Genomic DNA, 24252 nt, shown 5'->3' on the forward strand with positions numbered 1-24252 from the left:
TCTTGAGCTAGCCGGACTTAGTCAGCTGGAAGTCCCACTGCCCGACCACCCCGCCCGCCGGTCCTCGACCGCACGGTTCCAGGGTGGCGGTGGTCCATTGGCCGGCCAGCGTCGCCGCGTCGAAGCTGACCGTCTTGGACACCGGCAGCGGGGTGTGATCCACCGGGCAGTCCATGCTGCCCCGCCCGCTGTACTCCCAGCGGCCACCGTTGAGATGAAACTCCGCGTTCTGCAGCCAGCGTTCCGCGTTGACGGTGGTGCAGGTCGCGCCGCACGGGGTGAACGTCCACGTCGCCTCTCGCTGCGACGGGCCGTGCTGGGCGGTGAAGGAGTACGGGCCTGACGGCACCTCCGGGGCGGCCTGAGCCTCCGGCAGTGCTCCGAGGGCGAACAGCAGCCCGCAGACAGCACCAACAGCCCGCTTTCCGGATATGCCGTTCATCGCCTCACCTCTCCGCTGGGCTGCCTTAGCCCTGCGCACGATCAGCGTAGGGTGCTGCAGATGTCGGTATCGCAGATGGTGTTGATCCTGCTGGCAGGGGTGGGCGCCGGGGCGATCAATGCCCTGGTCGGCTCGGGGACACTGATCACCTTCCCGACCCTGGTGACGCTGGGATTTGCCCCGCTTACCGCGACGATCTCCAATGCGATCGGCCTGGTGGCCGGCGGCATCTCCAGCACCTGGGCCTACCGCCGCGAACTGCGCGGTCAGTGGGATCGGCTGCGCTGGCAGATACCGGGATCGCTGCTGGGCGCGGTGCTCGGCGCGTATCTGCTGCTGCACCTGCCCGAGAGCGTGTTCAACCGAATCGTGCCGGCCCTGTTGGTCGGCGCCCTGGCGTTGGTGGTGATCGGGCCGAAGATCCAGGCCGTGGCGCAGCGCCGCGCGGCGGCCGAGGGCCGCTCGACCGACCAGCTCAGCGGTGGCCGGCTGACGGCATTGGTGGTCGGCACCTTCGTCGTCGGTGTGTACGGCGGTTATTTCGCTGCGGCCCAAGGAATTCTGCTGGTCGGTGTGATGGGGGTGCTGCTGCCCGAGTCGATGCAGCGGATGAACGCCGCGAAGAACCTGCTGGTGTTGATCGTCAACGTGGTCGCCGCCGTGGCCTACATCGTGACGGCGTTCGACCGGATCAGTTGGCCGGCAGCCGGATTGATCGCCGTCGGTTCGCTGATCGGGGGATATCTGGGCGGTCACTATGGGCGCCGGTTGTCCCCGAACGCGCTGCGCGTGGTGATCCTGGTGGTCGGTCTGATCGGGCTGTATCGGCTGTTGTCGGTCTAGCCGGTTCAGGCGGGGTTCTGCCTGCGCCACCGCTCCCAGCGGCTGCGCGGTGCCCGGGCCGAGGCCATCACTTCATTCATCGACGCGGCGTGCGGGTGCTCCGGCTGTTCGGGCGCCTTCGGCGTCACCACCGCAGGCTCGCTGCCTTCCCACCAGACCGGTTGCAGCAGTGCCGAAACCACCGGAATAGCGTGCCCGACGCTCTTGCGTCCCCAATGACAGGCTCGGTCGATGGTGGCCGCCGAGGGCGCCAGGTTGACCGGTGACAGCGTGGGGGAGAACCGGACCAGATGGTCGGCGTAGGGCGCGTTGCGCACCATCTGCAACTGGATCGCCTGGGTGATCGGTACCAGCCACAGGTGCTTGGGGTCCCACTGCGGGTGGAAACAGTCGAAGGCCAGATAGCAGGCGTTGCGGGTGCCCAGCCGGCCGTCCCGGACTCGTTTCCAGGCCAGCTCCAGGGGCACATTGCTGGCCGCGCCACCGTCGACCAGTGCGCCGACGTCGTTGTCGGCCAGTAGCGCGTCGAACAGCGGCTCCATGGCCGGGTCTTTGGGCTCGTGATGCAGCACCCCGGGGATCGCCGACGAGAACGACGCTGCGTCAACGACATTGACGTCGCGGTCCGGGTTGTCGCCGCCGATCACGATCGGGGTCACCACCCGCGGGTCGATGAACGCGGCCGTCTGCCACATCCGCGTCGCCACCTGCGGGCCCAGGCCGATCGACAGATACGGGAAGGACCGCAGCTGCAGGCCGGCCAGGCGCTGGTTGCGGTAGCGCCCCGGCAGCGCCGCAAACGGCTGGCGGCGCACGCCGGCCACCACGGCATCGAACGGGATGGCCAGATCCGACATCTTCATGGGCGCGCCGTCGTCGCGGCGGAACATCGCGTCGGCGAAAAGATCGAAGTTCAAGGAGAACACACCGGTCAGGCCGTGGCGGCGGCGCAGCCGCTCGGGCCCCAGGATGGCGCGGAACGACACCGTCTTGGCCCACTCGATGTATTCGTGGATGGGCACCGGCAGGGTGCGGCTGACGACTGAGCCCAGGATGGAACCGAACGAGGACCCGATCAGGTAGTCGGGCACCGCCCCGGATTCCAGTAGGGCTTCCATGCCGCCGATGTAGACGAAGCCGGCGCCGCCTCCACCACCGAGGACGGTGACCAGCTTCTTGTGGCCCACCTCGGCGTCGAGCTCGGCCAGGGAGAAGTCGTTGCCGTGGCGTTCGGCCAGCAGGCGGCGCTGCTCGTCCTGCTCGGCGGTCAGCGCGCCCAGGGTGTCGCGGGCGGCGACCAATGCCATCACCGGGTCGCGTTCCTCGCGCAGCGGGCCGCGCAGGGCGTCGGCCACCTTGGCCCGCCAGCCGGCCAGTTCCGCGCCGACCGAGACGTCACCGCGGCCGCGGGCGCCGCCCGGGCCGGCGGCACCGGGCTCGAAGTCGTCGAGCCGGGCGAAGTTGAGCAGATACCGCAGCCGGCGCAGCTGCTCGGCGCTCAGCACGTCGGGCCGGCGCAGCGTGTGCCGGATGAGGCGATTTTCCATCTTCTGCAGCAGCAAGATGGTGTCGCCGGTGTCGACGACGTCGACAACTTCGTCGGTGACGGCGGGGTCGCCGCTGGTCTCGGGGATGTCTATGGGGTCCGTGGGGTCGGGCATGGCCGACCACTGCTGCGAGGGGGGAAGCTGCATAAGTGGTGGTTCCTGAGGGGTAGTCGCGCTGCCGAGGGGAGGCAGTCCCGCGTGGCGAGCCTACGCGGTCGAGGTGTCGTCACGCGGATTCGGGACAGTCGCGGGCGTGCGGTAGCATTTCGACCTGCTGCCGGAGTTGTTGCGGCGGCGGCGGGCTGTGGCGCAGTTTGGTAGCGCACTTGACTGGGGGTCAAGTGGTCGCAGGTTCAAATCCTGTCAGCCCGACAGAGTTTTAGCAGTTCAGACGTCTAATTGACGTCGACGGTCTGACCGCCCCAAAAAGGGTTTACGGCAACTGATACGGCAACAAGCGTCTAAATGCGCAGGTAGCTTGTGGTCATGCGCAAGCGGCACAAGGGCAAGGGCCCAGTGCGGATATCAACCACGATCTTGCGGGCGGGGCCACATCGTGAAGACTTTCGCGCCCGACGTCGAGGTGATCTGCGTTCAGCCGGCTTGGGCACCAGCGATGACACAGTCGGGGCACCAACGCCGCGCGGTGACCACCGACTCGACCGATACCATCGCCGACGCCGTTACCGGCCGCTTTCCCCTCCCGGCCGTTCTGTCTGATCTGCTCCTGGTCGCTGACGACGCGGTTCTGGTCCGCGAGGCCTCTCATCGCTGGGATCGGATGCTCCTCGAGCACGCCGGTCTGGTCGTTGAGCCGGCGGCCGCACTCGGCCTCGTTGGGACGAGTGGCGGCAGCCCAGAAGTGCTGTTAACTTTCTGGCATGGGTTCGGTGCCGATCAACTCCGCGACGGCCGCAGGTTCAAATCCTGTAGGCGCGACAGAGGTCAAAGGGTAGGGCGACGGTAACCGCGCCAGCCGGCGACCGTCGTTCGATGGGGGCTACTCGAACGTCCATGGCGAACGAAGAACAACTCCGGCAGATAGCCAGGGACGTATTCCCGGATTGGTCGCGGCCGCCCAGGATCGTGGTTGAGCAGATCGGCGAGCTGGTTAGGCGATGGCCGGTTGAAGGCTTCGCCCGCGAGAAGCTGCCAGATCAGCGGTGCCGTCTTGTGTGGATCGACAGGCAGACGATCGGACAGTTGGTCTATATCGCCGACGCTGCGGAGGAGCAGGATCTGGCTGCGGTGATCCGGCCCCTGAGTCAGGTCGCTGGGGTCGACGTCAAAGCCTTTGGTTCGGCGGACGGTTTCGGGGAGCGGACGTACCGGCGTGCAATGCGGGTGCACTTCGCATTGGGGGATCCGATCGAGGTCGACACGACCCAACACACGAACGACAGTCTTCGTGCTCATGCCGACCGGTTCATCGATCGGGTATTGGACGCACTGGCGGGCGTACCCGCCGGGGAACAGGTGCCGTCTCGGTAGAGGACCGCTGCCAGAGTCACTTCTTGGTCTGAGGCGACGCCGCCGCCGGCGGCGGCAATCCGGACATCGCGGTCTACCGGTTTATCCCGAGCTTGCTGCTGCTCTGGCCTGCCATGCCGAAGCGAAGTGCCAGCTCGCGCAGGCCGACCGGGGAGACCCGCAGGACGGGGGAGGTCATGGGGGAACTGTATTAGTGAATGACGGCTTGCAAAATCCACTGTCGGCGCGCGGGAGTGGTGAGAGGTGATTGGCTCGCTGTCGCGGCGGGTGCGGCATCGTTAACGAGACATCTCGTCGGCCACTTCTTCAGCCGATGCCGGCCGCAGATCCCATGCCTCCAGCGACACGCAGATCGACCGCTTGCTGGATCGGCGCTCTGCCGTATGGGTGTGACCGTGAAGTAGCCATTTCCCTAGGTCCGGCAGCATGTACTGGTCGAATTCCGTGCGCGACAACCTGTCCGGGGTACCGGCGTACGGGAAGTGGCTGAGCAGGATGCCCTGGCCGCCGATTTTCGTCCGCGCCACCTGCTGCACGCTCGCGAACACGGCCGAGTAGTTGGCGAAGTGCCGCTGCGCGCCACGGAATATCGGGTGGACCGGGTCGTGGTTGCCGGTGATGAGGTGCATCGGCACCCGCAGCGCGGCCAGCTGCTCCAACGCCGTCTCCATACTGGCCACGCCGCCAGCGCAGATGTCGCCGAGCACCCACAGTGTGTCGGTCTCGTGATCGAGCTCGCAGAGCGCTGCCATCACCGCGGCGTCATGCGCGGTCACGCTGTCGAAGCCGCGCAGGTCTGCGAGCCCGGGTGCGCGAGATGCAGGTCGGCAGTGAAGAAGTCCACAACGGTGATGATGGCACTGTGCGGCGACAGGGGCCGATCCGTTCGCCCCCGGATCAATCCTCGTGACACGCTTGCGCGGTCGAAGGCTGCACTGGTGTTACCTGAATTGGATGGAGAGGCGCGTTGCAGATCGCTTGTTGGCGGGTCGTCCTTGTTCTCGCACTGCTTCTCGGCGTGGGCCTGCCGGTTTCTCCACCCGCGGCCGCCATGGTGATCTTGGGCGGTGGGGCAGCCATTGTGGTCGACGGCAACAACTACTGCACGCTGACCACGATCGGACGTGATCGGGCCGGTGACGTGGTGGGCTTCACCGGAGCGGTGTGCGGCGGGCCAGGAGCTGCCGTCGCGGTAGCGGGTGTAGGCACGACCGTGGGCACCGTCGTGGCCGCTAACGGCGACCTTCGCTACGCGGTGATCAAGTTCGATGTGCCCGAATTGATCCCGGTGTCGGACTACGCCGGCGTTGTGGTCAACGGCTTAGGCCCAGATCCGCAGTTCGATTCCGCGGTGTGCAAATGGGGACCCGCCACCCCTGGCCTCTGTGGTCGCATCACTACGCCGTTCGGGCCGCGCGTGAACCTGTTGGCGCAATTCGACCCTGGTGATGCGGGCGCTCCGGTCACCATGGACGGCCTGCTGGTCGGCATGGTCTACGCGGGCGGCATGACCCTGGGCACCAAATATTCGCTTCCGAGGCCGCTTACGTACTTGACGAAGTTCAACGCGATCCTGGATGACGTCAACGCCGGCGACGGGCCGGGCAGTGGATTCGTCCCGATCGGAAGCTGAGCGCGACGGTCCGCGGAGCTTTTGCTGAGGCGTCGACACAGGTTCTACGCGGGCGTCGGCCTAGACGAAAACTGGCCCAATCCGTGCAGCTCAGCAACGCTTTCTTGCTTTTCCGCGTCTATTCTCGAATGGCGGTTCACTAACTTCCGTGGTAGACACGCGGGGTGAAGATCTCAGGTTGGCTTAAGGAAAACGGGTCCGCGTCGGCGCGGCGGGTGGCTGCTGCGGGCGCGTCTGTCGGGGCGCTGGCCGCGTTCGGATGGACACCTGCGGCGCACGCCGACTTCGATGACTTCATGGCCGACCTGTTGGACCCCACCGCGTGGGGTGCGGTGTTCGAGCCCGGCTACTGGGACGGTCCCGACTCGACTTCGACATTCGACCTCGCGTCGTTGTTCGTCGGCGGTGACCTCCCCGGCGCGGCTGTCGGTACTGATTTCGCCGACTGGTTCCAAAACGACATCTATCTGCCGTTGCATGCTGCGATGCAGGACTGGATCGAGAGTCCTTTCGGCTCAACGGTCAACGACTTCGTCAACCCGCTGTTTGCTTTCGGTGGCGCCTGCGGCCTGGTCTGCAATGGCGTCGACGGCACCGAGACCCATGCCGATGGCGGTAACGGTGGCTGGATCTTCGGTGACGGCGGCAACGGCTGGAGCAGCACCGAAGACGGCGTGGACGGCGGCGCCGGCGGCGCGGGCGGCTGGCTGGGCAACGGCGGCGCGGGTGGTGACGGCGGCGCCGGCGCCGACGGTGGTGTCGGTGGGGCTTCGAACTGGATCGGCAACGGTGGCGCCGGCGGCAGCGGCGGCGCGGGCCTGGATGGCCTCCATGCGGGTGACGGTGGCAACGGCGGTGCCGGTGGCCGTGGCGGAATGTTGTTCAGTACCAACGGCGATGGCGGCAACGGCGGCAATGGGGGCAACTCGGTCGGCAATGGTGGTACGGGTGGCGCCGGGGGTAACGGCGGTGTTAGCGGTCGCGCCCCGGGCGTGTATGCCGTCGGGGGTGCCGGCGGCAACGGCGGAAACGGTGGTAACGGCGGCAGCGCTGACGGAATCGGCAGCACCGGAGGCGTTGGCGGGGACGGAGGCAATAGCAGTCAGGCCAGCTATTGGCTAAGTAGAGATGCCGGCGCGGGCGGCAATGGCGGAGACGGTGGCGCTACCAACGGTGCCGGCAGTACCGCTGGGAATGGCGGTAATGGCGGCAAGGGTGGCCTCTTTGTCTTCGGCCAGGGAGACCTCGATGGCGGACCCGGTGGCAACGGTGGCAATGGTGGTGCGGCTATCGGTGACCACAGCACCGCCGGTAATGGTGGTGACGGTGGTCGAGGCGCCCCCGGCAGCGCCCAGGGTGGCGGCCGCGATGGCGGCGTCGGTGGGGTCGGTGGCAATGGCGGTGCGGCTAGCGGTCTCGGCAGCACCGCCGGTAATGGTGGTAGCGGCGGTAGCGGGGGTAATGGCGGCGCTGTGGGCAGCGGCCGCGATGGTGGCGTCGGTGGGGTCGGTGGCAATGGCGGTGCGGCTAGCGGTGTCGGCAGTAACGCCGGTAATGGTGGTAGCGGCGGTAGCGGGGGCATCGGTGGCGGTTTGGGTGGTGGCCGTGACGGTGGTGCGGGTGGCAATGGCGGCAATGGTGGCGCGGCCAGTGGTGCAGGCAGCATCGCTGGGGCGGGGGGCAACGGTGGCGTCGGTGGCATGAGCAGCCTTTTGGGCGGCGGCCGTGACAGCGGGGCCGGCGGCAACGGCGGCAATGGTGGTGATGGCACCGATGGCGGGACTGCCAACCACGGTGGCGCTGGCGGCACAGGCGGAAGCACTGGTCTGGGCGCCGGCGGCAATGGCGGCAACGGTGGCGCCGGTGGCAGCGGCGGCGCCAGCGACGGGGGAGTCGGCGGCATTGGCGGCCAGGGCGGAGAAGGCAACACCACCGCCGGATGGGCACGTGGCGGTGGCGGCGGTGGTGGCGGCGGCGGTGCCGGTACCGGAGGCCAGGGTGGTGATGGCGGCAATGGCGGCCACGGCGGCGTCGGTTTGGGAATGGGATCTGAAACCAGCGGCGGCTACGGCGGCACCGGCGGGACCGGCGGAAGCGCCGATGGTGGTACCGGAGGCGTCGGCGGCAACGGCGGGGACGGTGGCTCGGGCCCGTTGGGTAGCGCCGGCGGGATCGGTGGCAATGGCGGAAACGGTGGCCAGGTCGGCCCCAACGGCAACGGCGCCGGTGGCAACGGTGGCAACGGCGGCAACGGCAGCCTCGATCCCGGTGGCAAAGGCGGAAATGGCGGTGCCGACGGAACTCCCGGAACGCCGGGCACCGACGGCGCATCCGCCCCGAATCCAAATGACTGACCGCGCGTAGTGCTGACTGCCGGTCTGAGCGGAGCCCCGCGCACCGACAGCGGTGCTAGCCAACAGATGTCAGGTTTAGACATCAGCTGAATCGAATGGAGCGGTGCCCTGCAAGTGACTCGTTGGCGCCTCACCCTCACCCTCGCAATGCTTTTCGGCGCTTGCTTACCCGCCGCCCCGCCCGCGGCTGCGATGGTGATCTTGGGCGGTGGGGCTGTCATCGTCGTTGACGGCAACAGCTACTGCACCTTGACCACGATCGGACGCGACCGGTTTGGTGACGTGGTGGGTTTTACCGGAGCGCAGTGCGGTGGACCAGGGGCTGAGGTCGCGATCGCGGGAACCGACACGACCGTGGGCACCGTGGTGGCCGTCAACGGCAACCTTCGGTACGCGGTGATCAAATTCGATGCGCCCGACCTGATTCCGGTATCTGACTATGCCGGTACCGTGATCAACGGCATCGGTGCAGACCCGGCGGCCGGTTCGCTGGTGTGCAAGTGGGGACCTGCAACCCCCGGTATCTGCAATTCCGTCTGGCGCGACGGATGGCCGGACGTGCCGATGGTTGGCCAATTTGAGGTGGGCGATGTGGGTGCCCCGGTAACGATGGACGGTCGGCTGGTTGGCCTGGTCTACGGCGGCAACCTCATATATCGCGGCAGATACAGCCCACCGATGGAGGTCACATACGTGACGAAATTCAGCGCAATCCTCGCCGACGTCAACGCCGGTGACGGACCCGGTAGCGGCTTCGTTCCGATCGGAAGCTGAGCGGAACCCTTACCGCCCAAGCGCATCGTCCTCGACCGCAACTGCGGTGGCGGCAACAGAAACCCAGGTGTTGTTGAGGGCAGCGGTCCCGGTGAAGGTGTCTACCCGCTGCGGGTCGTGTAGGTCGTTCACGTTGGCCCCGGGCAGGGAGTCCGCGTGACGCCAGCCGGTGTTGCGGTGTCCCCAGCCGTGGGGAACCGAGACGGTGCCGGGCCGCATGTCGTCGCTGATGTGCAGCGGCACTGCGATCTTGCCGATGTCGGAAGTCACCTCCACCATGTCACCTTCGGTCAGCCCGCGGACATTGGCGTCATCGGAGTGCATGTGCAGGGTGCACTGGTTGGAGCCGCTGGTCATCGACGGCACATTGTGCAGCCAGGAGTTGTTGCTGCGTAGCTGGCGTCGGCCGATGAGCTGCAGGTCGTAGGCGCTGGCCGGGCCAGCCGGACCGTCGAGCAATGTGGCGGCGGCGGCGATGAACTCCTGCGGCGCGAGCTGGGCCTTGCGGTCACGGGTGCCGATGACCTCGCGCAGCCGGGGGCGCAGTGGCCCAAGGTCCAGTCCACCGGCGCTGTCTCGTAGTTGTCGCATGGTGATGCCCTTGCGGCCCTTACGGATCCAGCCATAGGGTCCCGTGGCCACGGAGAGGGCGGCCATCCGCAGCGGATTGATCGCGGAGACCAGTCGTTCGCGCACCGGTGCGACCATCTTGCGCAGCGGGGTCGGCAGCAGCTCTAGCATCAGCAGGCTCAGAATCTCCCAGTCGTCTTTGGTGCCCGCCGGGGGTTCGAAGGTTCGATGTTGGTAGCGAATGTTGTTGCGCACACTGAAGACCGGAAGCAGCAGCCCGACATCCTCGCGTTCCAGCGGTGAGGCCGGCGGCAAGATGTAGTCGGCATGCCGGCTGGTTTCGGTGACGTACATGTCTATGGCCACATACAGATCCAGCGAAGCCATGGCCTGGTCCAGGCGGCCCTTCTGCGGGATCGAGGACACCGGGTTGCCGGCGCAGGTGATCATCGCCTTGATCTGGCCCTCGCCTGCGGTGAGAATCTCGTCGGCTAAGACGACCGCGGGAAGCTCACCGCGGAACGACTTGTAGTGCCCAGAACGGTCGGTCCACGCGCCGTAGCCAGCCGGGATGTACTTCGCCACACGTGGCACGTCGGCCGCCGGTGTGGAGAACATGGTGCCGCCGGCTCGGTCCAGGTTGCCGGTGACGGCGTTGATGACCATGACCAGCCAACTCACCAGCGTCCCGGTCTCCTGGTGGCAGATGCCGATCCGGCAGTAGATCGCTGCTGACTCCGCCGCGGCATGGTCACGCGCCAGGGCGTAGATCGTCTCGGCATCGACACCGGCGCGCGCGGCGACGGCCTCGGGGCTGGCATTGGCGACCAGGCGGCGTAGCTCCGGAAGACCCACCGACTGGCGGGCGATCGCCGCTGTGTCGCAGAGGTTTTCGTTGATCAGGACATGCAGCATGCCCAGCAGAAGATAGAGGTCGCCACCGGGGCGTACCGCGACATGTGCGTCAGCCAGCTTTGCCGTCTCGGTGCGACGCGGGTCGATCACGACGACGGTCCCACCGCGATCGCGCACGGCTTTGATCCGCCGTTTGGCCCCGGGCATGATTGACAGTGACCCGTTGGACACTGCGGGATTGGCGCCGAGGATCACCAGGCGTTGGGTCCGGTCGATGTCGGTGATCGGGATCAGCACGTTGGAGCCGAACACCTTCCAGGCCGCGAACTCGTGTGGCATCTGATCGATGCTCGACGCGGAGAAGAAGTTGGGTGTCATCAGGGCCGCACGCAGCAGCAGACCGTAGATCGCTGCGGAACTGTGTGCGGCAGGGTTGCCCAGGTACATCCCGACAGCCTCTTTGCCGTGCTCCTTGCGGACCCGGCGCAACCGCGTGCCGATGTCGGACAGGGCTTGTTCCCAGCTCACGGGCACAAAGTCGTCGCCGACCCGCCGCATCGGCGTGCGCAGCCGGTCCGGGTCGTCGTGCAGCCCGCCCATCGCGGTCGACTTGGGGCAGATGTAGCCGTGCGAGAACACGTCCTCGGAGTTGCCCTGGATGCGACTGACTTTGCCGTCGGTCACCGTGACCTGAATGCCGCAGTGTGCCTCACACAATGTGCACTGACTGTTATGCGTGGTGCTCGCGCCCGGGGAATCCGACAGGGGCAGGTCGACAGTTGTCATTGGCGTCTCCATCCGCGGCAGTCATCGCGCCTTGGCGTGAATCACGATCCCCCGACTCGCGCTGTTGCCGTGTGCGCACCGATGAGGATTCTGGCATCCCGGCCGTCCCCGCCGCCACGGATTCAGGTCGACCCGAGTGGTCATGCTCATTGACCCGAGCTCAGAGTCCCCCTAGACTTCCGATACTGATAACGCATGTTGTCAGAAGTGGTCAACGATGACTGGGAGTGCGCGCGTGAGTCAAGACATGTCGGACACCTGCCCCGCGGCCAGCGATGAGCCGATAGCTGCCGGCTGTCCCGTGAGCAACGGTGGCTACGACGCACCCCCGATCCCGCTGGGCCCCGACTCGCTGACCTGGAAGTACTTCGGCCAGTGGACCGGTCTGTTCCAGGGGACCTGGGCTGGGTCCATGCAGAACATGCATCCGCAGCTTGGTGCGGCGGTCAAAGACCACTCGATCTTCTTCATCGAGCGCATCCCGCGCCTGATGCGGTCGATCTACCCGATCGGTGGGGTGGTGTTCGACGGCTACCGCGCACCGCAGACCGGCGCCGAGGTCCGCGACTACCACATCGGCATCAAGGGTGTGGACGAGCAGGGGCGCCGCTACAGCGCGCTGAACCCCGACGTCTTCTACTGGGCGCACGCAACCTTCTTCAAGTCGACACTGCTGGCCGCCGAGAAATTCGCCGGCGGACTGACCGAGGCCGACAAGCGGCAGCTGTTCGACGAGCACGTGCAGTGGTACCGGATGTACGGCATGAGCATGCGCCCGGTGCCCAAGTCCTGGGAAGAGTTCCAGGAGTACTGGGATCACATGTGCAACAACGTCCTGGAGAACAACTGGGCGGCCCGCGAGGTCATGGACCTGTCGACCATGCCCAAACACCCGTCATTGGAGTGGATTCCGGACTGGCTGTGGGCGCTAAACCTCAAGGTCGGCCAGCGCTTCCTGACGTTCATGACGGTGGCCCTCTATGACCCGCCGGTGCGCGAACTCATGGGCTACACCTGGTCTGCGCGCCAGGAGCGTCTGCACGGGTATGTCTGCAAGGCCATCACCCTCGTCTCCAAGTACGGCCCCAAGCGTGCCCTGATGCACCCGCGCAAGCGTTCGGCGCTGGACCGGGCCTCAGGCCGCCTCCCGGTGGACGCACCCCTGGTGCAGACCCCGGCGCGCAACCTGCCGCCGGTGGACTACCGCAACGACCCGCACTTCTACTGCCCGAAAGTCGACTGACCCGCGCTGAAGTGCCTAGGACTCAGGCGAATCTGCCTGGGTTCGCCGTGACAGCCCGGCGCAGCGTCGGCCGGTTGGCCCGGTAGGCCTGCACGACGGGTGCGAGCTCGTGGGGGCTGGCCCCGTGCATGATCACCGAGTGCACGCCCAGGTCGAACTGCCGGGCGATGGTGCTTGCGCAGTCGCGGGCCGAACCGGCTGCCACCGCCGCCAACCACTCGTCGGGAATCAGCTCGGCGATCCGCTGCAGCGTCTCGTATGAGGCGCTGGCGTCGATCGGCCCGGCGGTGGCCGCATCGGTGAACAGTTCGGACTGCCGGATCCGCTCCCACACCTGCGGATCCCAGCCGTTGGCGGAGACCAGCACATCGGGATAGGCCTGCAGATAGGTCGCCAAGCGGCCCACCCCGCGGCGCAGCTGATCGTCCTGCGACAGCGAGTCGCACACCGTCGCCAGGCAGGCCCAGATGCGGATGCTGTCGGGATCACGGCCCGCACGTTCGGCACCGCGGCGCACCGCCGCAACCGACGCCGCCGTGGCCTCGTCGGAGAAGAAGGTGTGCAGCACAACGAAATCGGCGATCTCACCGGCGAGTTCCATCGTCTTGGGGCCGACGGCGACCAAGCCGATCGGTGGCCCCTCGCCCAAGCCGTTCGCATGGCGCAGCATCGGCCACTTCCCGGCTGGGCCGTCGTGATTGAAAATCGTCTCGCCGGCCCAGAGCCGGCGCAGGATGCCGAAAAAGTCGCGCAGCCGAGCCGCGGTCACCACCGGCAGGCCGATCGCCGGCCAATACCCGCCCATGCCGCGACCGAACGCCATCGCGAAACGCCCCTCGGTCAGGGCGTGCATGGTCGATCCCACGGTCGCGGTCACCGTGGGGTGGCGGGTGTGGTGGTTGGTCGACGGGGCGATCCCCAGACTGGAGCTGCAGCCCGCAACGGCGCCGCTGAGCACCGCCGGGTCTTTCACGGTGAAGCGTTCCCCGATGTGGCACGAACCCAGGCCGAGCGCATCGGCCTCCCGCGCTTCGGGCAGCACCACCCGAGCATCCGCCGGATGCCGCGTGACGGCGTAGTAGCCGAGTTCGTTCAGTTGGATATCGGTGTCAGCTGCGCTCGACGGGTCGGTGACCTGCGGTGCGGTGCGATGCATCCCGCAATTACACTACGGTGAGTAGCGTTATGCAAGCGGTCCGGCCGAGGTTCCCCACGTTTCAGCTGTTCAGTGACCACACCGAGTAATTCAGCGCGGTGGCGAACACGATCCACCCGAAATACGGCAGCATCAGCAATGCCGCGGCGCGCTGGGTCTTCCAGAACGCCGCGATGGTGACTGCCACGGCGACATCGAGCAGCAGGATGTCGACCAACGCCAGGCCGCGCCAGCCCAGCCCGAAGAACAACGGCGACCACAACAGGTTCAAGACCAGCTGTACGCCGTAGGCGATGATCGCGGGATTCTTCCACCGAGGGTCCGCCCGCCAGACGAGCCAGGCCGCGACCGCCATCAGTAGATAAAGAGCACTCCACACCGGACCGAACAGGTAGCTCGGTGGTGCCCAGCTCGGTTGCGCGAGCTTCCCGTAGTCGGCGGCGGCGTCAGCCGAGGCGAGCCCGCCGAGGGCGGCGACGACGATGACGAGCCCAAGCGAGACCAGGAATGCGGCGAGGTGCTGAGAATTCGGCTGCTGCGTTTTCGACGCGATCGCTTCCATCTAGTCACACTAGGACTCAAACGCAGTACCTGACCAGTTCGCTGGCGCCGCCCGAGCGCCAGGGGAATCCTGGGGAGATGACCAAGCGCATCCTCAACGTCGTCTCCAACGTCGCCCACTACGACGACCCGGCCGAGCCGACCGGGCTGCGGCTCTCGGAGCTGACGCACGCCTATCACGTCTTCGCCGAAGCGGGCTACCGACAGACGATCGTCAGTCCCAAAGGCGGGCAGTCGCCGCTGGAACCGCGGTCGCTGAAATTCCCCAACTTCGACAAGAGCGCTAAGGCATGGAAGGCCGACAATACGAAGATGGCGCTGCTGGCCAATACCACCGCACCCGAAGACATCAACGCGGCGGACTATGACGCGATCTACTTCACCGGTGGGCACGCCGTCATGTACGACTTCCCCAACAGTGAAGGCCTGCAACGCCTCACCCGCGAGATCTTCGAGAACGGGGGAGTGGTGTCCTCGGTCTGCCACGGCTACTGCGGCCTGCTCAACACCACCCTCTCCGACGGATCGCTCTTGGTCGCCGGGCGCAAGCTCACCGGATTCGCCTGGTCGGAAGAAGTGCTGGCGCGCGTCAACAAACTGGTGCCTTACAACGCCGAAGCGGAGATGAAGAAGCGCGGCGCCCACTACGGCAAGGGCCTGATTCCGTTCGCCCCGCACGTCGTCGTCGACGGCCGGCTGGTCACCGGCCAGAATCCGGGATCGGCCAAGGCGACCGCCAAGAAGATCGTCTCGGTGCTGGGCAGGTGACGCCCTCGCCCGCCCCCACCGCCGCCCGCCAGTAGGGTGCCAGCGTGGTGGCAGCCAGCAATACCGTCGTGCTGACCGAGGAGTTCCGTGCTGCATTGGGGCTGCTGGCAGCGGGCCGGAACCTTTTCCTGACCGGTAAGGCCGGCACGGGCAAGTCGACGCTCATCCGCCACTTCATGGCCACCACCGATCGCAACGTCATGGTGGTCGCGCCGACCGGGATCGCGGCCCTCAACGTCGACGGCCACACCATCCACCGCCTGTTCGGATTCCGGCCCACCACAACACTGTCTGATATCGCCGGCGGCGACTACCGGCCCGGGCGCTTCACCAAAACGCTGGCCAAACTGCAGACCCTGATCATCGACGAAGCGTCCATGGTGCGTGCCGACGTGTTCGACATGATCGCGGGAGCGCTGCAGCGCTTCGGGCCGGAGCCTGGAACCGCGTTCGGTGGGGTTCAGGTGGTGTTGGTGGGCGACCTCTACCAGCTACCGCCGGTGATCACCGAGGGCGAACAACACTATTTCTCGACGACCTATGACACCCCGTACTTCTTTTCGGCCAACACCTTCCACCGTGCGGACTTCCCGAGCGTTTCGCTGACGACGGTGTTTCGCCAGCTCGGCGATGATCGGATGACCGCGATACTCAACGAGATTCGTGAAGGCGTGCTGCTCGGCCATGCGAGGGCGCACCTGGACGCCCGAGTGGATCCCGACTTCGTGCCGCCGGACGACGAACTGTGGCTGACGTTGGCGCCCACCAACAGGCTGGTCACCGCGCGCAATCGCCAGCAGCTGGAGCGGCTGCCCGGCGAGGAGATGGTGCACCGCGCCACCGAATCCGGCGACCTGTCGCTGTTCGACAAGCCGCTGGATGACGAGCTGCGCTTCAAGGTCGGCGCCCAGGTGATGATGCTCAACAACGATCAGACCGAGCGCTGGGTCAACGGCTCGATCGGCCGCGTGGTGGGGGTGGGCTACGACCGCCACGGTGCCGTGGTCGAAATCGAGTTCCCCAACGGCGACATCGCCGACGTCGCCCCGTTCACCTGGGAGGCCACCCGCCCGGTGGTCGAGGGCGGAACCTTGCGCCGCGACGTGGTCGGCACCTTCACCCAGTTGCCGTTCAAGCTGGCCTGGGCGATCACCATTCACAAGAGCCAAGGCCAGACCCTGGAGCGGCTGGTGGTGGATCTGTCCGGCGGCATGTTCTCCACCGGCCAGCTTTATGTGGCGTTGAGCCGCTGTACTTCGTTGGCCGGGCTCGTGCTCAAACGCCCTGTGCTGCCGAAGGATCTGAAGGTGGATCGCCGGATCGCCCGATTTCTGCGTGCTTCGGCCCACGGCGAACGCGTACGGCGCTACTGCGCGATCGGTTTGCTCACCGTGGGCGATGAGGGGCGGATGTCGCGGCCGCGCCCGGTGGAGTTGGCGGTGGCATTCGATGACGGCACCGCCGTGTCGACGCTGATCAATCCGCAGCGGGATCTGGCCGATGCCCGCCAGGCCTATCGAATCGGGGTGGCCGACGTGCTGCTGGCGCCCACGCTGCGGGAGGCCTGGGCGGTGATCGCGCCGATGCTGGCCGGCTGCACGCCGGTGGGCATCAAAGTCGACGAGACGCTGGGACTGATCGACTTCGAACTCAAGCGACTGGGTCAGGTGACTCCGATGCCGCTGGGAATCGACCTGCGGGGCACCAATATCACCGGCGAGACGGCGTTGCAGCGTGCCCGGACCGCACTCGAACGCCTCGACGGCGTCGACGTGGATTCCGGGTCGTCGCCGTTCGACGAACCCGACGAGAGCGACGCCCTCTCCGGAATCCTGCTCAGCCGCGATCCGGACGTCACAACCCCGACGGCAGAACACCTTCCGGCGCTGTCCGCGTTGTTGCGGATCAGCCGAACCCTCGGAGCGATCCTGCTGGGCACCAGTAGCGCCGATCAGGTGTCGGTGGCGGGGGAGACCAACTGGGAGCAGGCGGCGCGCCAGACCGCCGCCGACCAATTAGTCCTGGCGGCCACCCGCACCCGGCTACCGGACGAGGTGTCGGCGCGGCTGCGCGACGCATTGCGCGCGCTGGGCGCCGATGCCTTGGCCGCCGGGCTGGCGCAGACGCCGTCGATGACCGACAACATCGATGCGGTCCTGGTTCCCGGCGCCCGCGTCTGCTTCACCGGAACCGCGGTCGACGGCCAGGGCCGCGTGCTGGATCGCGACGAAATAGAACGGCGGGCTGCTGCGGCCGGGCTGGCGCCGGTGCGCTCGGTGACCAAGACGCGATGCGAGGTGCTGGTCATCGCCGAAGCGGGCACGCAGTCCGAAAAGGCCCGCAAAGCCCAGGACTACGGCAAGGCGGTGTTCACCGTGGACGAATTTCTGGGTTGGCTCGCGCGCCGGTGAGCGGCGGACCTCAGTCCAAGTCCGCCAAGGCTTTGCGCGCGGCGTCGAGTTCGGCTTCGAGCGCGGCCACCCGGGCGGCATGCTGGGAACGCGCCTCGTCCATCAGTGCCTCGATCGGGGCGAACAGGTCCTCGTGCAGTTCCTTGGCGGCCCGCGACACCGCGGCCGCCGCGACTGCGAGGTTGCGCACCAGATAGCTGCTGCCCTGCTTGATCTCGGCGTGCCACTCGCCGTCGGCGGTACCGGTCACGGTCAGCGTCAACTCGAGCGTCTTGGCCTTCTTCCCGGCCGACTTCTTGACCGGCTCCTTGGCCCCGGGGACTTCGGGGACCTCGGGAGCCTCGGGAGCCTCGGGAGCAGCGGGAGTCTCGGTGGCGGTAGCAGCCTCGGGGGCGAACGTGGGTGCAGTCATAATCGTGGCGACCTCCTTGCTCATTCGTCGCCCGCGGCGGCGGGCAAGCTCACCGCTCATTAGAACACATGTTCGACAAGGTTGGTTCGTCCGGTCACCCGCGATGCCCGATGCCACACCCTATGCTGGGGCGACGTCCCCGACGCCGAGGAACCCGACGTGCCGCTGAACTCTCGAGCCCACACCCCGACGGTCGCGGTGTCCGCGCGGACCGAATACCTGTCCGACCGGCACTGCGGGGCTGCCACGCTCGCGGCGTTGCTGTTGGGGGCGGGGCTGATCGCGTTGGTCGTACTGAATCTGGCCGGGGCAACTGCGGTGGTGATCGCGACGACGACGGCGGCGTTGATCACCGCTTCGCTGGGTGCGGGTGCTTACGGACGACTCGGCGACCGGGCGGCGATTGTGATCACTCTCGACTCGCAGGCCGTGTATTTCGGTAACGAGGACCGCGAGATCGTGAGTTACCCACTGTCTTCGCTGACCGCGGCACGGCGGGGCGGACCGGCGGCGGTCACCTCGACCGACGGCCGGCACCTGACGGTTCAGGGCCAGAAATACTTGAAGTTGACGTTCGCCACCGACGCCGGGGCGAGCGACGAATGGTGGGTCGCGATCATCGAATCCGATCCCGCATCAGCGGAGATACTGCGGCGATTGCAGGCGGTGCTGCCGGCGCCGGCAGCCAAATCCACACGCCCACGCCCTGCCGCGCCACCGCCTCCGCGGCCGCCGTCGGCCCCACCGACCCCGCCGCCGGTGGGGCCGCGGATCGCCGACGCCGGCACCGAGGAAGCAGCAAAACGGTTGTGGGAGGGCGCACTTCGGCGCCACAATGAGATCCTCGGTGCCTACGGTGCCTACGAACTCGACCCGGCGATGCTGCTGCGCTACCCGGCCATCACCGATGTGACCGTCGAGCAGACCCAGACTTTCCAGGAGGCGCTCGACGAGGCGCAGGCGCTGCGCACCGAGGCCTACCCGGGAAATCGCGGACTGGCCGACGCTTACCAGCAGGCGGTCGTCGTGCTGCGCCGCGCCTGGATCGGCTGTGAGGCCCACGGGAAGAAGGTCGGCACCAGCTACCTCGATCAAGCCGACCAAGACGAACTCGACACCGCACTCAAGCTCTACAACCACGCGGCCGCCAGCACCATGCCCGCCGAACAGGCCACCTACTACGGGCGCGTCCGCGAGATCGTCGGCAAGCTCGCCGAGCGCGGCGCGATCCGCCCGCCGAAAGTTCAGCTCGCACAACTGGAAGGCGTGACCCGCCGGGCCATCGAGTCGGCGCGGTAACCGTCAGCGGGTTCCCGGTTGGAGGAACTCGCCGGTGGGCGAGTAGGTGCCCGCCGCGGCGTCTACGTTGGCGAGCTGAATGCGTATCGCCAGTCCGCGTCCATCACTGGTCTCATCGGACATCTCGATATCGACGGCGCGGCTTTCATAGGGCTCGAGGGATCCGCGGTGCACCGCCTGCCGGCGAACCGATTCGAACGCCGTCAGTGACACGTCGTTGAAACTGAATCCCGGTGTGCTCGATCCCCAGGAGCGATCGACGACCTCGGGGAGCTCCCCGGGCACCACGACGGCCTCGCCCTTGCGGTGATCGGAGCGGAACTCGATGAGCACCCCTCCGCTGTTCTGAATGGTGCTGGCGTGCAGGTGCGGGGTGTTGCGCACGATTCCGCGTATCTGAAAGCTGGTCAGCGCGGGGTCGGAAGCCGCGATGCCGGCCAGCTCTAACACCTGGCGCGCGCGTTTGAACGCCTCGCCGAAATCAGCCGGGTCGAACAATTCGGCAACGGTCCCGTCGGGCCTCGCCTGGATGGTGGTGGGAAACGGGAATGTGTTGGGAACGTTGAATTTACCGGTGAGAATGATCGGCTTTGCGGGACCCGACCGTTTGATCTCGAAGTCCTCCAGGTTGCCGTCAATGCCCACCGCGCGGAACTGCTGCGCCATCCGGTCGGCGATCGTGGTCAGTTCGATCGACGCCACGTCACGAGCGGTGAAGGTGCTGGTTTTGCGCAGCGTGTTCGGCGTTGCGATGGTGTATGCGTCGCGGCCGTTGTTGATGTAGACGGTCGTCGACTCGCCGTTGGTCGGATTGAGCACGGAGCCGTAATCGGATCCGCCGTCGGAAAAGCGAAGATCCAGCAGATTGTCGGCAGCACCAGATCCCAGTTTCTCGGTGATCGCACGAATCATGTTGTCCCGGCGTGCGCCCAGATCGGCGGCTTTGGCGGTGTTATGCGACGCGGTGATCGGCATCGAGGGCAGCCTGAGCGAGACACGCCATACGTCACCGGCCGCGAACAGCACCGCCAGCGCTGTCACCACCGTGATCGCCGGATACATCACCGCCCGTATTCCGGGGTGATCGCCGAAATCGGGGGAGTGCCTCGCCTCGCGCGGCGGTAACCCTTCCGGGGGCAGGGACGTGAGGGGATCCTCGGTTAGCGCCTGAAAGTCTTTGCGTGACATCGCTGTGATCCAGCGTGCCTGATATGAGGTGTCGTTGGCGGGGCTGATGGTGGCGGTCACCAACGTGGGCTGCTGATCCTCATCGGCCAGCGTGCTGCGGGTGAGCGCCTCGACACGTGCCGGCACGAAGCGATCCGATACCCCGGCCCGGAAGGTGGTGAGTCCCGAGATGCGTGAGGGCCGCGGTGCGATCAGCAATCCGGCAAGGATCAGCGGAATCCCGATGAACGCCGCCATCCACCAGGGATTGAAGGCACCGAGCCCGATCCCCGCGGCGATGATGGCACCGGCCAGGCCGGCGCGACTCGCCGGCCCCATGCCCCGGGGCATCTAGCGGCCCTTCCACGAAGCTGCGCCCTGGGACTGCGACAAGGTCATCGTCGACGCCATCGCTCAATCCGTGTGCGCCGGCGTCATCGAGGAGATGTAGTAGGTCTCCTGCCCGGTGGGGTAGCCGCCGCCATCGGTGGCGATGTGGACGTGGTCGTAGTGGTTGGCGGTCTCGTTGCCGTAATCCGAGGTCCAGTTGCCGCCGCCGACGCCCGGGTAGATCTTCTGCCGCCAGATCACGTGGTTGACCCCCCACCGTTGGGCGTTGGCCAGGGCGTAGCCGGCGATCTGGTCGCCGAGCAGGATGCCTGCCTCGCTGTGGTAGTCCGGGATCATCACGTCGATGGCCAACCCGTCGGGATGCCACTTCAACGGGTCCTGGCGATACCCGTATATGTTCTTGACCTCTTGAAACAACACGCCGATGGTGCGGGCCGCCCAGATGGTCTTGACCTGGAGCCCGTTCTCCGGCGCCACCCCGGGGGGCAGCGGGAAGGTGAATTGCTGGCCTTCGGTGGGCATCGGCACGCTCGCCGCCAGCGCCGCGGCCTCGGCGGGGTTGGCGATGCGCATCCCTCCGGCGGGTGGCTGGGCTGGGTTCGACGGGGCCGGTGGCGCCGCCGCCGCGGTCTCGGTGGGTTTGGGCTCCGCGTCGTGGCTGCTCTGGGCGTAGATGAGGGCGGCCGAGACCGCCAGCGACGTCAGAATGGCCAGGCTGCGACCGCAGAACCTGGCAATCTTTCGTCCGTCCACGCAGAGCACTTTAGTTACTTGAGCTTGGATAGCGCTGGACCGGTGGTTTCGCGTGGCCACCGAGTGCGATAGTCCGGCGTCCAGCGAGACCGCCGGACCGCTTCGGCAATCGCCTCATCGGAGGCGGCCGGGGCGACGCCGTCCCGTACCGCCTGGATGGCCACCGCGGTAGCGATACGGGTGGTGATCTCAGGCAGATCCGCGAACGCGGGCAGCAGCGGTTGGTCGGCGTCGACCAGGGCGGGGGAGGCATCGCCCAGCGTCGCGGCAGCGGCCCGCATCATCGCGTCGGTGACACGCGACGCGCGCGCCGCGGTGACCGCAAGCCCGATCGCCGGGAAGATGTAGACGTTGTTGCACTGCGTGATGGGGCGGGTGCGCTCGCCGCGTCGGATCGGGGCGAAGGGCGAGCCCGTGGCGATCAGCGCGCGCCCATCGGTCCATTCGTCGAGCTCCGCCGGGTGCGCTTCGGCCCGGCTGGTGGGGTTGGACAGCGGAAAAATGATCGGACGATCCGTCTTGGCCGCCAGCTCTCGGACGATTTCCTCGGTGAAAGCACCGGCTACCGTCGACAGGCCCAGCAGGATGCCCACATCGACGTGGTGCACCACATCGGCCAGGCCTCGACCACCCCAGCCGGCCACCCGAGCTGCGGATTGAACGAAACGGCGCTGGCTGTCCGAGAGGTCCTCACGGTCATCGGTCAGCAAACCGTTGATGTCGATGGCCCAAATCCGTTCGGCAGCTTCGGTTTCGGAGAGTCCCTCGGCGACCATCTGCTGGCGGATCATCTCCAGCACGCCGATACCGGCCGAACCGGCGCCGAGCATCACCACCTGCTGCTCGGTCAGCGGCCGCCCGGCAGCGCGGACAGCGCCATGCAGCGCACCAAGAGCCACGGCCGCCGTGCCCTGAATGTCGTCGTTGAACGTCAGCAGCCGATCCCGGTACCGCGTCAACAGCGGCAGTGCATGCGTGGTGGCGAAGTCTTCCCACTGCAGCAGCACGTCGGGCAGTTCCTCATGCACGACGTTCACGAAGTCGTCGACAAAGGAGTAGTAGTCCTTGTCGCTGATCCGGCGGTGGCGCCAGCCGAGATACTGCGGATCGTGCAGCAGGTCGACATTGTCGGTGCCGACGTCGAGGATGATCGGCAGCGTGCGGGCCGGATCGATCCCGCCGATCAGGGTGTACAGCGAGAGCTTTCCGATCGGGATGCCCATGCCGCCGATACCCTGGTCGCCCAGGCCCAGGATGCGCTGTCCGTCGGTGACGACGATGACGTCGACCTGTTGTTCTGGCCGGTTACGCAGCGCCTCGCGCAGCCGATCGCGGTCCGGGTAGGAGACGAACAACCCGCGCGGGCGCCGGTAGATCTCGCTGAATCGCCGGCATGCGTCGCCGACCGTCGGCGTGTAGACGATCGGCAGCATCTCCTCGATATGTTCGCTCAGCAGCCGGTAGAACAACGTCTCGTTGCGGTCCTGCAGCGCCCGCAGATAGATGTGCTTGTCCAGATCGTCATGCCGCGTGGAGAACTCGGCATAGGTGTGGGCGACTTGGTCGGCGATGGTTTTCACCGCGACCGGCAGCAGACCCAGCAGTCCGAACTCGCGGCGCTCGTCTTGGCTGAAGGCGGTGCCCTTTGTGGTCAGTGGATCGAACAGCAGAGCCTGGCCGCGGCGTTGCCACCCCTGAGCTGTCACCGCATCACCCCGACTCCGCCGACGAAACCGCTGCTGCCCTTCCGTCGCACAATAGAACGCTTCGGCGCCCCGCACCGGCCGTCGGCCGAGTCCGGGCGCTAACGTCCCGCTCGGTCGATTCGCCTGATCATTCGAGCGGTGGCGGCTTCCGCCGCGAGTCGGGGCGCCGCCTCCTTGCGACGGCGCTGTGCCCGGTCCAGCGCCGAGCGGATGGTGATGCCCTGCTCATAGGCCTCCACCACGCGCGGGTCGACGTAGGAGCTGCGGGCGACCGCCGGGGTATTGCCCAGTTCCTCGGCGACGTGGCGCATTGCCGCAGCGACCTCGCGACGGCGCACTGTTTTGGAGGTCGGCTCGTGTGCTGCGGCGAAGCTTTCGGCTGCCAGCACGGTGCCATGCCAGGTTCGCAGGTCCTTGACGCTGAACTGCTCATCGGTCAGCTCCCGGAACCGCTCGTTGAGGTCATCGGCGCGCACTTCGCACCAGCCGTCGGAGATGCGGTACACCAACAGCCGGGGCAGGTCGGTCGGCGCGCGCAACAGGGCTCGCACCGCACGGACCACCAGCGGATCGTCGACCGAAACCGTCCGCCGTACGCCGCTTTTGGCCGGATAGTCGAAGTCCACGCAGCCGTTGCGCATCGTGACGTGATCACGCAACAAGGTGGCCAGCCCGAAGCTGCCGTTTTCCTGGGTGTACTCCTCGCCGCCGGCCCGGAAATAGCCCCGATCGATGAGCTGCTGAGCGACGGCGAGCACTCGATCGCGTTTCAGGCCGCGACCGCGCAGGTCGGCGAGCACCTCGGCGCGCCAGTCCGGCAGCAACTTGGCCAAGGTCAGGACCCGGTCGTACTTCTCCTCGGAACGTTCGGCCTCCCATTGCGGGTGATACAGGTATTGACGACGCCCGGCAGCGTCTTCCCCGACGGCCTGGATGTGCCCATTGGGATAGGGGCAGATCCACACCTTTCGCCATGCCGGTGGGATGGCCAGCGTCTTGATCCGGGCGAGGACCTGCGGGTCGTCGACCGGCTGGCTCCCATCGGTGTAGGAAAAGCCGCGGCCCCGACCGATTCGGCGAAGCCCCGGGCCCGCGGTGTTGCTTCTGCGCAGTCTCACGGCACCGAATTA

Annotated in this window: 21 protein-coding genes and 1 tRNA gene; 11 read left to right on the plus strand and 11 right to left on the minus strand. The window is 66.9% G+C overall.

Annotation, left to right across the window (positions count from 1 at the left end; genetic code table 11):
• Positions 1-7: 7 nt before the first annotated feature.
• Positions 8-442 carry a hypothetical protein gene (locus RCP37_RS09630; RefSeq protein WP_308486630.1) on the minus strand — a complete coding sequence of 145 codons (435 nt, stop codon included), beginning with the start codon at positions 440-442 and terminating at the stop codon, positions 8-10.
• Between the two features lie 60 nt (positions 443-502).
• Here RCP37_RS09630 and RCP37_RS09635 point away from each other — a divergent pair, with 60 nt between their 5' ends.
• Complete coding sequence (locus RCP37_RS09635; RefSeq protein ID WP_308486631.1) at positions 503-1285, plus strand: sulfite exporter TauE/SafE family protein; 783 nt, start codon at positions 503-505, stop codon at positions 1283-1285.
• A 5-nt stretch (positions 1286-1290) separates the two neighbouring features.
• On the opposite strand, the gene RCP37_RS09640 is transcribed toward RCP37_RS09635, so the two are convergent.
• Positions 1291-2946: a patatin-like phospholipase family protein gene (locus RCP37_RS09640; RefSeq protein ID WP_308487018.1), complete on the minus strand. Its 1656-nt coding sequence runs from the start codon at positions 2944-2946 to the stop codon at positions 1291-1293.
• A gap of 184 nt (positions 2947-3130) precedes the next feature.
• Between RCP37_RS09640 and RCP37_RS09645 the strand changes: the two genes are divergently transcribed.
• The 3 genes from RCP37_RS09645 to RCP37_RS09655 all read left to right on the plus strand — a co-directional run bounded on the left by RCP37_RS09645 (position 3131) and on the right by RCP37_RS09655 (position 4323).
• Positions 3131-3204: transfer RNA gene (locus RCP37_RS09645), tRNA-Pro, on the plus strand.
• Positions 3205-3310: 106 nt separating this feature from the next.
• Positions 3311-3799, plus strand: a complete 489-nt coding sequence (locus tag RCP37_RS09650) for a pyridoxal-phosphate dependent enzyme (RefSeq protein ID WP_373693139.1) — start codon at positions 3311-3313, stop codon at positions 3797-3799.
• Between the two features lie 47 nt (positions 3800-3846).
• On the plus strand, positions 3847-4323 hold the full coding sequence (locus RCP37_RS09655; RefSeq protein ID WP_308486633.1) for a hypothetical protein: 477 nt from the start codon (positions 3847-3849) through the stop codon (positions 4321-4323).
• Between the two features lie 278 nt (positions 4324-4601).
• Here RCP37_RS09655 and RCP37_RS09660 read toward each other — a convergent pair whose 3' ends face one another.
• Complete coding sequence (locus tag RCP37_RS09660) at positions 4602-5099, minus strand: metallophosphoesterase family protein (protein ID WP_308486634.1); 498 nt, start codon at positions 5097-5099, stop codon at positions 4602-4604.
• Positions 5100-5290: 191 nt separating this feature from the next.
• Here RCP37_RS09660 and RCP37_RS09665 point away from each other — a divergent pair, with 191 nt between their 5' ends.
• The 3 genes from RCP37_RS09665 (at position 5291) to RCP37_RS09675 (ending at position 9084) form a co-directional block, all read left to right on the plus strand.
• On the plus strand, positions 5291-5956 hold the full coding sequence (locus tag RCP37_RS09665) for a chymotrypsin family serine protease (protein WP_308486635.1): 666 nt from the start codon (positions 5291-5293) through the stop codon (positions 5954-5956).
• Positions 5957-6171: 215 nt separating this feature from the next.
• The gene (locus tag RCP37_RS09670; protein ID WP_308486636.1) at positions 6172-8310 is read left to right on the plus strand and encodes a PGRS repeat-containing protein; all 2139 of its coding nucleotides are present in this window, start codon (positions 6172-6174) and stop codon (positions 8308-8310) included.
• A gap of 192 nt (positions 8311-8502) precedes the next feature.
• Positions 8503-9084: a chymotrypsin family serine protease gene (locus RCP37_RS09675; RefSeq protein WP_308486637.1), complete on the plus strand. Its 582-nt coding sequence runs from the start codon at positions 8503-8505 to the stop codon at positions 9082-9084.
• 9 nt (positions 9085-9093) lie between these two features.
• On the opposite strand, the gene RCP37_RS09680 is transcribed toward RCP37_RS09675, so the two are convergent.
• Positions 9094-11295 carry a molybdopterin-dependent oxidoreductase gene (locus tag RCP37_RS09680; RefSeq protein WP_308486638.1) on the minus strand — a complete coding sequence of 734 codons (2202 nt, stop codon included), beginning with the start codon at positions 11293-11295 and terminating at the stop codon, positions 9094-9096.
• A 247-nt stretch (positions 11296-11542) separates the two neighbouring features.
• Between RCP37_RS09680 and RCP37_RS09685 the strand changes: the two genes are divergently transcribed.
• Positions 11543-12538 (plus strand): oxygenase MpaB family protein, encoded by a 996-nt coding sequence (locus tag RCP37_RS09685; protein ID WP_308487019.1) that lies wholly within the window; start codon positions 11543-11545, stop codon positions 12536-12538.
• A gap of 22 nt (positions 12539-12560) precedes the next feature.
• Here RCP37_RS09685 and RCP37_RS09690 read toward each other — a convergent pair whose 3' ends face one another.
• Entirely contained in the window at positions 12561-13694 is a 1134-nt protein-coding gene (locus tag RCP37_RS09690; RefSeq protein ID WP_308486639.1) for a TIGR03857 family LLM class F420-dependent oxidoreductase, read from the minus strand.
• A gap of 61 nt (positions 13695-13755) precedes the next feature.
• Positions 13756-14256, minus strand: a complete 501-nt coding sequence (locus RCP37_RS09695) for a TspO/MBR family protein (protein WP_308486640.1) — start codon at positions 14254-14256, stop codon at positions 13756-13758.
• Between the two features lie 77 nt (positions 14257-14333).
• On the opposite strand from RCP37_RS09695, the gene RCP37_RS09700 reads away from it, so the two are divergent.
• Entirely contained in the window at positions 14334-15023 is a 690-nt protein-coding gene (locus RCP37_RS09700; RefSeq protein WP_308486641.1) for a type 1 glutamine amidotransferase domain-containing protein, read from the plus strand.
• A 44-nt stretch (positions 15024-15067) separates the two neighbouring features.
• The gene (locus RCP37_RS09705) at positions 15068-17434 is read left to right on the plus strand and encodes an AAA family ATPase (protein ID WP_308486642.1); all 2367 of its coding nucleotides are present in this window, start codon (positions 15068-15070) and stop codon (positions 17432-17434) included.
• A gap of 10 nt (positions 17435-17444) precedes the next feature.
• On the opposite strand, the gene RCP37_RS09710 is transcribed toward RCP37_RS09705, so the two are convergent.
• Entirely contained in the window at positions 17445-17846 is a 402-nt protein-coding gene (locus tag RCP37_RS09710) for a DUF6319 family protein (protein ID WP_308486643.1), read from the minus strand.
• Positions 17847-18011: 165 nt separating this feature from the next.
• Between RCP37_RS09710 and RCP37_RS09715 the strand changes: the two genes are divergently transcribed.
• Positions 18012-19145, plus strand: a complete 1134-nt coding sequence (locus RCP37_RS09715) for a hypothetical protein (protein WP_373693173.1) — start codon at positions 18012-18014, stop codon at positions 19143-19145.
• Positions 19146-19148: 3 nt separating this feature from the next.
• Here RCP37_RS09715 and RCP37_RS09720 read toward each other — a convergent pair whose 3' ends face one another.
• From RCP37_RS09720 to RCP37_RS09735, 4 genes are all read right to left on the minus strand, one after another.
• Entirely contained in the window at positions 19149-20663 is a 1515-nt protein-coding gene (locus RCP37_RS09720) for a hypothetical protein (RefSeq protein ID WP_308486645.1), read from the minus strand.
• 63 nt (positions 20664-20726) lie between these two features.
• Positions 20727-21446 carry a VldE C-terminal domain-containing protein gene (locus tag RCP37_RS09725; protein WP_373693174.1) on the minus strand — a complete coding sequence of 240 codons (720 nt, stop codon included), beginning with the start codon at positions 21444-21446 and terminating at the stop codon, positions 20727-20729.
• On the minus strand, positions 21431-23122 hold the full coding sequence (locus RCP37_RS09730) for an NAD-dependent malic enzyme (protein ID WP_308486647.1): 1692 nt from the start codon (positions 23120-23122) through the stop codon (positions 21431-21433). Before RCP37_RS09730 ends, RCP37_RS09725 begins: the two co-directional genes overlap by 16 nt.
• Before the next feature lie 98 nt (positions 23123-23220).
• A complete protein-coding gene (locus tag RCP37_RS09735) occupies positions 23221-24240 on the minus strand; it encodes a DNA topoisomerase IB (protein ID WP_308486648.1) in 1020 nt (339 codons plus the stop codon).
• Positions 24241-24252: the final 12 nt, after the last annotated feature.

The sequence above is a fragment of the Mycolicibacter sp. MU0102 genome (genome assembly GCF_963378105.1).
In the GTDB taxonomy this organism is placed as follows: Bacteria; Actinomycetota; Actinomycetes; order Mycobacteriales; family Mycobacteriaceae; genus Mycobacterium; species Mycobacterium holstebronense.